General features: G+C 33.5%; 4 protein-coding genes. All 4 read right to left on the reverse strand.

What is annotated here, in order from left to right:
- Positions 1 to 11: 11 nt before the first annotated feature.
- From sprA to queG, 4 genes are read right to left on the reverse strand one after another with little or no spacing between them, the layout of a single operon-like run.
- Positions 12 to 7130 carry a cell surface protein SprA gene (gene sprA, locus KLA_RS01805; RefSeq protein ID WP_034643163.1) on the reverse strand — a complete coding sequence of 2373 codons (7119 nt, stop codon included), beginning with the start codon at positions 7128 to 7130 and terminating at the stop codon, positions 12 to 14.
- Positions 7131 to 7135: 5 nt separating this feature from the next.
- Positions 7136 to 7717, reverse strand: a complete 582-nt coding sequence (gene ruvA, locus KLA_RS01810; protein WP_013621444.1) for a Holliday junction branch migration protein RuvA — start codon at positions 7715 to 7717, stop codon at positions 7136 to 7138.
- Between the two features lie 33 nt (positions 7718 to 7750).
- Entirely contained in the window at positions 7751 to 10045 is a 2295-nt protein-coding gene (locus KLA_RS01815; protein WP_013621443.1) for an NADP-dependent malic enzyme, read from the reverse strand.
- A 55-nt stretch (positions 10046 to 10100) separates the two neighbouring features.
- Positions 10101 to 11033, reverse strand: coding sequence for a tRNA epoxyqueuosine(34) reductase QueG (gene queG, locus KLA_RS01820; RefSeq protein WP_034643168.1), 933 nt, complete (start codon positions 11031 to 11033; stop codon positions 10101 to 10103).
- Positions 11034 to 11127 lie beyond the last annotated feature (94 nt).

Consider the following 11127-nt stretch of genomic DNA (forward strand, 5'->3'; position numbering starts at 1 on the left):
GAAATAAAAAATTAGTTACCAAAGTTATACTTAAATGTAAAACCTGTATTAATTGTAGTTTGCGGAAATGCAGTTGAAACTGCAAATTTAGAGAACGAATGATCATAAAAGAAAGCAACCTCTAACGATTTGCTTAACGCATAATCTGCACCAAACTTTAATGAAAACACATTTTGACCCGATGTAATTTGATTATTATTTAACTCTAAGTTTCTAATAATGGTAATATTATCCTTTAAAGTAGCATCTAACTTTAAGTTTAAATCTCCTTTAAAACGCATTTTATCTCCTCCTATATTGGTAACAAAGTTTACATCTTTAAACCTATACCCTAAACCAACAGTATAATCTTTACTATTAAGCTCTGTAAGTAAGTTATTATCAAAACTCATTGTTAAAGCCCTCATTGTTTGTAGCTCTGCAACAACGCTCATAGAGTTCTTCATTTCAAAATCTAAACGAACCAATGGGTTAAATTGATCTGTTAACACAACGTTTGCCATAATATTCTCTGGCAAGAAATCTTGAGTTTCAGGATCTATAGTTGTATTTTCTCTTTCTAAATTAGTTTGAAAAGAGTTGATGTTATATGAAGCCCTATAACCGTGACTAATAGAGAAACGCTTAAATTTTTCCTTAAACCAATTTACACGCATTAAACCTGTGTACTTTAATCTCCAGTTAGGAATAGGAAAGTTTCTAAATGCTCCTAACTTTACTTTTGATGCATCTTGCCCTGTGTAAGCAGCAATAAACGCAGGCAATAATACATTCTGACTAGTTTTACCGTAACGCTCTGGGTAACCTTCTGCATCCCTAGCTCCTGTATTACCTGCTAAACGATTGGCAATAACTAACCTATTTTCTTTAAACTGATCAAAAGTAGCCGACTCAAACTCATCACTTTTTGTAAAAGCTGTTTTTATCATCATTGTAGAGATACCAAAATTTCCATAATTGTTTCCTAAAAGGTTTTGATACTCATACTCTCCATTTTCAAATGCAACTGAAAAATTTTCTTGGTAACGTTCAGACAAGTTTCTGTTTGCTGTAATATCTATAGTTAAATCTCTAATTGGTTCTGCAACCGCAGTAATATCTAACTGTCTATTTGTTTCTTGTACAAACTGCTCATTAAAATCCGAAAATGTTGTTAACCAACCTCTCTTAGCAGCATCATAACGTATATCTTCTTGACTACCAAAAACAAATCCTAAACTAGGTTTAGTTGTTCCTACAAAACCAATTGAGTTTGTATAACCCGGTAATTGTTTACCTCTAGTTTCTGTATAATTAAAGTTTACACGCTTAACCATTGTAATTAAATCTGTGGCAATTTTTCCAAATCCGCCATTTTTTGCTTTAGGCGTATTACCAGCTTTATCTTGGCGAGTTGTTGTTAATTGAGATTTCCCTTTAGATTTTTTTAACCCAACCATATCATACAATTTTTGCATAGTTAAGTTTGCTGCTATTGTATGTGTACTTGCGTTTTGTATTCTATTAATATCTTCACCAGCTACCTCTTTTAAAGCATCTCCACCACGTTGCCAGTCAAAATTACTTGTGTAAACATATTGCGCATTAATAAAATCTAAAGCTGGTATTTTATTAAACGGAATATCATAATTTAACTCAAACTGTTGTGCGTGTCTGTTTGGCTCTCCTATATCAAAAAAGCCATCCCAAATATTTAATTGATCATCTATATCTACTCCTATATCATCTTTATAATAATTACGTATTATATTGTTGTTTGAAGCAGATATATTAAAACGTAATGATTTAGTTAAGTTATAATTTATATTGTATTGCCAGTTAAACATATAATTACGTTGTTGTAGCTCTGGCAAAGCTAAAGCATCTACACCTGGCTCTACAACATCTCTAAAACGTTGTTGATTAAACTGACGATTTATATTTGAGTTAACTGCTATGCTTGTTGGTAATAAATTTAAATTGATGTCTTTTAACCATTTTAAATATTTACCTGTAAATAATGAATCTTTTTTAGCAAAAGGTGCTATTTCTACTGGTTCAAAATTATGAGCATACGTTAAACCAGCAACCACATTTTGGTCTTTTAATTTAGCAATTTCAAAATCTCTATGGTTTACCTCATTGTATGAATAATTAAAGGTAAAGTTTTCTACATCGTAAAAATTAGCATCTGCCTCTTCTCCTCTATTTTTACGCACACCAATAAAGTTTATACTTGTTCTTTTTGTGTAATCTTCTGCTTGTTCTTCTATAGCATCTGCTTCTTCTTTTGTTTGTGCAGCTGCAATTCTATCCTCTAACTTCAAGTCATCATAAACTGGATCAAACTCTGGCGTAATTAACTGCTCAGATATTCCGTAATTAAATGGTAATTGTATACCTAGCTTTTTAGGTAACAACTGCCCCAGGTTAATATTTGTAACAGCATCATAAGACATTGCATCTTCTCTGGCACGTTCATTTGGCATTTGATCTATACCACCAAAACCAGATGTACTTTTGCTTCCTGTAACAGAAACATCTGCAAAATCTGCAAGATTTAAATCTACGGCACCAATTGCTGCCCAGCCACCATTGCTATCTAAACCAGCCAAACGCAACTCATTAAACCAAACCTCTCCACGTGCAGCAGCATCACTAGTGTTTTTTACACCCACCATCATACTACGTATACTACCTAAAGATGGGTTACCTCTTAAACCTATACGCATTACTCCAGGCTCACGAGCATCAAACTCATTTACAGGAACAACTTCACCGTCTATAATTTCATAATAGTTTATTTGACTTAAAGTTTGCCCAGCTATACCGTAGGACTTTATTTTGTTTAAGTCTGATAACTCTATAAGTATCTCATTATCCTCTGGCCAAATCTTTTCCCTGTCACTTTCTCCGTGAGCAGTAAACTCCAAAGGAACTTCTATTTGGTAAAAGTTTTCACTAAAATCTGTACCTAGCCTTAAAAAACCAACCAAAGGTCTTTCTCCATCAGGAAAATCGGTTTCTAAAATTTCTTCTGCATGAATAAACATTTTAAGACGCTCATATTGTCTTACATCTATATTTACATTTTTAAATACACCTCTAGAATCCTGAGACTCTAAGTTTTCTATTTTAAATGATAGTGATTGTTCATTTTGCTGTACAATAGTATTGTTATTATTAAGTTGCTCTCTACGCAAACCTGGAGGCAAGTCATAAATAATTGGTGATCTTGTATTGTTTTCTTCAATATTAACTGTTGCAACATCTACAAAAGTGCCATCATCATCAGGATTATTATCTACATCTGGCTCTAAAGATTTTGTATAAGTACGCCAGTCACCCCTAACCAAATCTAAAGTTGCAAAACGCATTACAACATCATCAGAAAAACCAGTTAAATACATACGCATAAAACTAATAGATCTAAAATCTGTAATACCTCCAATGGCATCTGTAAAATCACTTAACGGAATTTTATACTGTATCCATCTTCTATTTAAAACAGAACCATTAGGTAAAGTTGGCGTTTGGCCTTCTTTAATATCAGTTACATATTTATCATTAATAGTAGTGTTAGGCTTAATAGGAATTCTGTATTCATAATAACTGTTTACAGTATTCATTGTTAAATCTCTATCTATATCTTCTACATCTGGCAATGTAGTAGAACCCCTGTTTGTATTGGTTACCTGTACAGGAGAGTTGCCTTGCGGATTGTTGTAATTTATGTAACGCTCTAAAATACTACCTTCTTTATTTAGGTAATACTCATAATTATCTAAAGCAGGATCATCTGCAGGGTTATTTGTAAAAATTGATGTTTCATCTGAATCACTTAAACCATCATACCCTAAATCTTGTAATGTTCTGTTGTTTTCTTCTGCATCAAAAGCATAAACAAGAGACTGTGTTGCTGGTACTTTACCCCATGATGTTTCAGAAACTAAATCGTTGCTAGATATACCTGGCAAACCATTTTCATACTGCTTTTTACCATCTTTTAAAATATCTTCAGATATATTACCAATGTTAAACACCAATTCACCAGAACTTGTGGTTTCCCCATCTACATAAGGATCTAAAACCCAAAACTGCACAAACTCTACATTGGCTTGCTCAAAATTTGTACTACTCATTGGACGCATAATTCCTGCCCATTTATCTTCTGGAGCAGTAGTATTAAAGTCTGCATTGTTATTGTAAGGACCTTTAAGGTTTGGATAGTATGCCAAATCTAAAGTTCCTTGAGTTGTAGATTGTCCCTGTGCAATTTCTACCTTAGGAAAAACCTCATCTATAAAAACTCTTCTGGTTGCATTTAAAGAAATATCATTATCATTAATTCCTGATGGTCTTTGGTTAGAATAAAAAAGACGATCTATAGAATACCAAGCCATTTTAGCTCTTCCAAATCCATTTCTAAGATTTTCTGTATCATCTGGAGAACTGCCATACAATTGCCCACTTGGATCTGCAAACTCTAGAGGTGTACTTGCCAAATACCAACCTAATGAAGACCTTATATCAATTAAAGATTGTGCTCCTTCAAAATCATCTACATAGGTTGTAGTTTCTCCTTCAAAATTTGCATTTTTAGGCGAGTTTGGTTTTAATAAAGCTACCTCACCACGTATAGATAAGTTAGATGGAACATCTGTATCTATATTTGGCAGTTTATTTACCAACCTAGTTAAAAAAGGAATTTCTGTAGAGAAGTTTCCATTTAAACCAAACATTGTATTATTAACTGGCTCTACACCATAAGAAGATTTTTGAGTAAGCGGACGTTCATTTAAATTTAAAAAAGTACCCCCTAAAACAAATTTCTCATTAAACTGATGCTCTACATTTACTCCTGTAAAACGTCTAGTTTGTTGTCCAAACACTGCATTATTTTCTACCGAAATATTAATTGGTGTATTACTAGCCTCCAAACTAGGGTCTAAAATTTGTACTGTTCCTGCAGAATAGTTTACGGTATAATCTATACCTTCTTGTAATTGTCTGCCCCCTGCGGTTACACGTACAGAACCCCTTGGAACATTAAAAGCACCAATAGGAATGCCATTAATACCCTGAGATTTGTATTTACCTTTAATTATAAACTTATTTTTATCTGCATCTTCTAAGGCTGCAGATTTAGTACGTGAGTACATATTTCTGTACACATACTTTTTTTGGTTATCATTATAACCTTGGTCATTATCTACATCATAAACACCACCACCTAACTCATCAAAAATATACTCACCAAAAGGTTCTACTTTGGTAAAAATTATATTTCCGTTTTGAGAGTCTATAGTTAAACCTTCTACATAATCAAAAAAACCATCTCCACCAGATTGCACATCATTATACGCATTTAACCTATCTAAATTAAACACATCTAATAAAATACGTTCTTGTAATGGCTTTGGTGTTGTAGGCCACCCAGAACCTGCGCCCTCTGCAACAGGAGTTATATAGTTTCTTGGTGTTGGGTCTGCATATAAAATATTAAGCTTAAAATCTTCTTGACTTAGTTGATACGCACCTGTGTTGTAGATGTTTTTCATCATTAAATCCCAAATAGGATCTTGCACAGCAGTAATATTACTCTTAAGTAATTTTAACACCAAAGTATTGTTTTCTACCACAGGAGTAGCACCTGCTGAAACCGATGTTGCCTCTAAACCACCATTTGCAAACTCACCTACTTGGTATACATTACCTTGGTAAGTGTACTGAAAAGCAACAGCTAAAACCTCATCATTACTTAAACGCTGACTTAATGAGATATATCCTAATTGAGGATGAAAAGTATACTCTCCTTTTCCTACATCTAATTTTCTTGCATTCTCTAAAATTGTATAATCAAAGCCCTGGTTAACAGTATAACCTGGCACATTAAAACCAGCTTGTACGGTTGCTATATCTCTAATTTGACTTGTTAACGCACCACCGTTACCTATTAAAGCAGGGTCATAATCATTGGCATTGTTAAGTGGTAAATTACCTGCTGCACTAGCGTTAAAAAACCCTGCAGGAGCTCCACCACTTTTACCTATTCTTGTTTGGTCTGTGTTAGATTCTCCTAAATCTTGTATAGCAACAACATTTCTAACATTTAATGTTTCTTGTCTTCTGTTTGTTACCCAAACTTCTAATCTTGTAATTTGTACTTGACTACGTATATATGGGTAATTTTCTAAAGCTGCATCATAGTTATCTCTAAAATACTGCGCTAAAAAAAAGTGTTTATCCTCATCATAATCTAAAGCCGTAAAAGAAAACTCTTCTACCGTACCGCCACCTTGTGCAACAACTGTATTATTTTGTGATCTTTGTTCCGATAAAACTGCTGTAACCAACGTTTTGCCAAATTGAAGCTGTGTTTTAACACCAAATAAACTTTGCGCCCCTGTAATTAAAGAGCTATTTAGTGGCATACTAATATTACCTACTTCTATTTTTTGTATAATATCATCTTCTGTTGGCGTATAATCTAATTTAACTAGATTCTGAAAATCAAAAGTAGCTTCAGTATTGTAGTCTGCACTAACTTGTAACCTTTCTCCAATTTTACCAAGCATACTTAATTGTATCTGCTGATCAAAATCAAAACTAGTATTAGTACGTTGTCTTGGAGATAAAGATGGATTATCATTCTTTTGCCAAATAACACCTAAATCCATTGCAACAGAACCTGTTGGAATAACCTCTATGGTATTACCACCAAATATTGATTGAAAAAAATTGTTATTTACATAAAAGTTAGGCAATAAATTTTTTCTTGCTTCCTCACTACCTGCTTTTTTTCCAGAAAAAGCATCTGCTTTTTCTTTAAAATAGTTTTTCATTCCCTCTTTACGAGCCAACTCAAAATATTCATCTGGAGTTAAATAAATTGGGTAACTAATATTAAACTCTCCTACTTTTTCTGAATATACATATTTATCTAGATCAGGGTCATAAGTATATTTAGAAACAATACTGTTAGGATTAGGCAAAGTAATTTTACCAAGTGCAACACCCGTTTTTGTAGAATCTTGTTCTTGCTCTTCACCATCTTGTGCAAATGCAAAAGTTGGCGCACCTAAGAAAAGCACACATATAATTAATAACCTATATAATGGTGAAAGATTTTTTTTTGCCCCTGTTTTCAAACTTATTACAAATTTTTCAGCGCCAACTTAATAATGTTTTCAACGCTTAATGTTGGGTCTTGACTAACAACTACGTCAACAGTTTTTTCTGCTTGCTTACGTGCAAAACCAAGAACCTCTAAAGCAGATAACGCTTCTTCTTTATTTGTATTGTTTGAAGAAGTAGAAACTTCATCAATATCGTATATTTTTAATACTTTATCTTTTAAATCTAATATTACACGCTGTGCAGTTTTTGCTCCAATACCTTTTACAGATTGTATAGTTGCAACGTCTCCGCCCGCAATTGCATCTCTTACCTGGGCAGGTGATAATGATGATAACATTGTACGTGCAATACTAGGGCCTATACCAGATACAGAAATTAATAATCTAAAAATTTCTCGTTCAGATTTTTCTGCAAAACCAAAAAGTGTGTGTGAGTCTTCTTTTACTTGTAAATGCGTATACAGCTGAATATTTTCTGCATCAGACACCTTGGATAAGGTATGCAGTGATATGTTTACAAAGTAACCTACACCATTACACTCAATTACTAAAAATGTTGGATTTTTCTCTACTAATTTTCCTCTTAAATGTGTAATCATATGAATGGTATAGGTTGGTTTGTATTATTTTATTTACTGATTGTTTTTAGCTTTTCTTCTTTTTTCTCTCTCTTGTGCATCTATTACAGCTACTGCGGTCATATTTACCATTTCATCTACATCTGCTCCTAATTGAAGAATATGTACAGACTTTCGCAAGCCTAACATAATTGGACCTATTGAGTCTGCATCATTTAACTCTTTAAGCAACTTATAGGTAATGTTAGCCGACTCTAAGTTTGGAAAAATAAACGTATTAACCTTTTTACCTGCTAATTTAGAAAACGGAAACTGACTCTGTAATAGCTCTTTATTTAACGCAAAATCCATTTGTATTTCTCCGTCTACAACCAAGTTTGGATGTTTGGTATGTAATATTTCCACCGCTTTTCTAACCTTAACAGCATTTGGCTCGTTAGAAGACCCAAAGTTAGCATAAGACGTCATAGCCATTACAGGATCAAAACCAAAAGTTTTAGCTACGTTAGCTGTCATTAAAGCAATATCTGCTAACTCCTCTGCATTAGGGTTAATATTTATTGATGTATCTGCTACAAATAAAGGTCCTTTATCTGTAACCATTATGTTTACTGTTGCGGCTTTTTGCACATTAGATGCTCTACCAATAACTTCAAAAACAGGTTTTACTACTGTTGGGTATGCCCTAGAGTAACCAGAAATCATACCATCTGCATCACCTACTTCTACCATCATAGATCCAAAATAGTTACGCTCTCTCATTTTAGCTTTGGCGTAGTAAAAGGTAACTCCTTTACGTTTTCTGTTTTCCCAAAACTTAGTAGCGTATAATGTACGTTGCCCTTTAGACTCTGTTGCTTTAGTATCTATAATTTGCACGTCTGCATCAAACTCTAACTCTGCTTTAAGCTCTAATATAGTTTCTTTTTTACCTAATAAAATTGGCTCTGCAATACCTTCTTCATAAGCAATTTGTGCTGCTTTTAGTACATCTAAATGATCTGCTTCTGCAAAAACAATTCTTTTAGGATTTACTTTTGCTCTGTTGTGTAATAAACGTACAACTTTATTGTCATTACCAGAACGTCTAATTAATTCCTCTTTGTATTTATCCCAATCTTCAATAGGTTGTTTTGCTATACCACTATCCATAGCAGCCTTTGCTACAGCTAAAGGAATTTCTGCAATTAATCTTGGATCAAAAGGCTTAGGAATAATATAGTCTTCACCAAAAGTTAATCTTGTTTCTCCGTACGCAATATTTACTTGCTCTGGCACTGGCTCTTTTGCTAACTTAGCTATGGCTTTAACTGCTGCCATTTTCATAGCTTCATTAATACCTGTAGCTCTTACATCTAGTGCTCCTCTAAAAATAAAAGGAAATCCTAAAACATTATTTACCTGGTTAGGATGGTCAGACCTTCCTGTAGCCATTATAATATCTTTTCTTGTTTTTACAGCTAAATCATAATTAATCTCTGGATTAGGATTTGCCATTGCAAAAACAATTGGGTTACTTGCCATAGACAATAACATTTCTGGAGAAACAATATCTGCAATAGAAAGTCCTACAAAAACATCTGCATCTTTCATAGCCTCATCTAAAGTGTCTATTTTTCTGTCTGATGCAAACTCAGCTTTTTCTTCAGATAAGTTACCTCTATCAGATCTTATAACACCTTTACTATCTAGCATTACAATATTCTCATCTTTAGCTCCAAAAGCTTTGTACAACCTTGTACAAGAAACAGCAGCAGCACCTGCACCACTTATTACAATACGTACTTCTTCAATTTTTTTACCTGCTATTTCTAATGCATTTAATAATGCCGCTGCAGAAATAATAGCTGTACCGTGCTGGTCATCATGCATTACAGGAATATCTAACTCCTCTTTTAATCTGCGCTCAATTTCAAAAGCAGCAGGTGCACTTATATCTTCTAAGTTAATACCACCAAAAGTAGGTGCTATCATTTTTACAGTTTCTACAAACTTATCTACATCTTTAGTATCAACCTCTATATCTACACCATCAATATCAGAAAAAATCTTAAATAACAGTGCTTTCCCTTCCATAACAGGTTTAGATGCCTCAGGACCAATATCACCCAATCCTAAAACAGCTGTACCGTTAGATATTATAGCAACTAAATTACCTTTAGATGTATATTTATATGCGTTTTCTTTGTCTTTTTCTATTTCTAAACAAGGCTCTGCTACTCCAGGAGAATAAGCTAATGCCAAGTCTCTTTGTGTTGCATAAGGCTTAGTAGGAACAATTTTTATTTTACCAGGCTGTGGTTTTGCGTGGTAAATTAAAGCTTCTCTTCTATTCTTCTCGTTGCTCATTGCTTCTAATTTTAAGGTGCAAATTTAAGGGTATAGTACCAATTAAATTATAATATTAATCTAAAAAATCTATGTTACGTTGTAATCCTGAGAATTTAGTACGCTTTACTGCAGATTTCTTGAAAACTTTTCTAAAAACATCTTCTGTTATTTCTTGCCAATCTTTTTTTGTCATAGATAGCAAATCTGGATGCGGATTAAATAACGGCTCATTGTGTGGCTTAGAAAATTTATTCCAAGGACACACATCCTGACAAACATCACATCCAAAAATCCAATCATCAAACTTACCTCTAACCTCAGCAGGAATTTCATTTTTTAATTCTATTGTAAAGTATGATATACACTTGCTGCCATCTACAACATACGGATCTACAATTGCCTGCGTAGGGCAAGCATCTATACAGGCGGTACAAGTACCACAATGATCTGTTACTGCACTATCATAAGCCAGTTCTATATCTACAATTAACTCTGCAATAAAATAAAAAGAACCTACTTTTTGTGTTATTAAATTACTGTTTTTACCTATCCAACCCAAGCCACTTTTTGCAGCCCAAGCTTTATCTAAAACAGGTGCTGAATCTACAAACGCCCTACCTTCTACCTCACCAATATTGTTGGTAATAAACTCTTGTAATTCTCTTAATTTAGATTTTATAACGTGGTGGTAATCTTGCCCATAAGCGTACTTAGAAATTTTTAATGCATCGTTATTTTGCGTATCTTCTGGGTAATAATTTAACAATAAAGAAATTACAGATTTAGAACCTTCTACAAGCTTTGTTGGATCTAAACGCTTATCAAAATGGTTCTCCATATAAGCCATTTGACCATTCATATTTTTGGTAAGCCATTTTTCTAATCGTGGAGCCTCTTCCTCTAAAAACTCAGCTTTAGACACGCCACAAGACATAAACCCTAAGCGTTTTGCTTCATCCTTAATTAAAGCCGTTGTTTTTTCTTTATTTACTAGTGGTAACTTCACATCACAAATTTAATGGTTTACAAGCAATAAAAGTTATTTAGTAAGTGTATTAAATACAAACACTACTTAAAAGCTGCATAAACAATAACTTAAC

Source organism: Cellulophaga geojensis KL-A, from assembly GCF_000568425.1.
In the GTDB taxonomy this organism is placed as follows: Bacteria; Bacteroidota; Bacteroidia; order Flavobacteriales; family Flavobacteriaceae; genus Cellulophaga; species Cellulophaga lytica.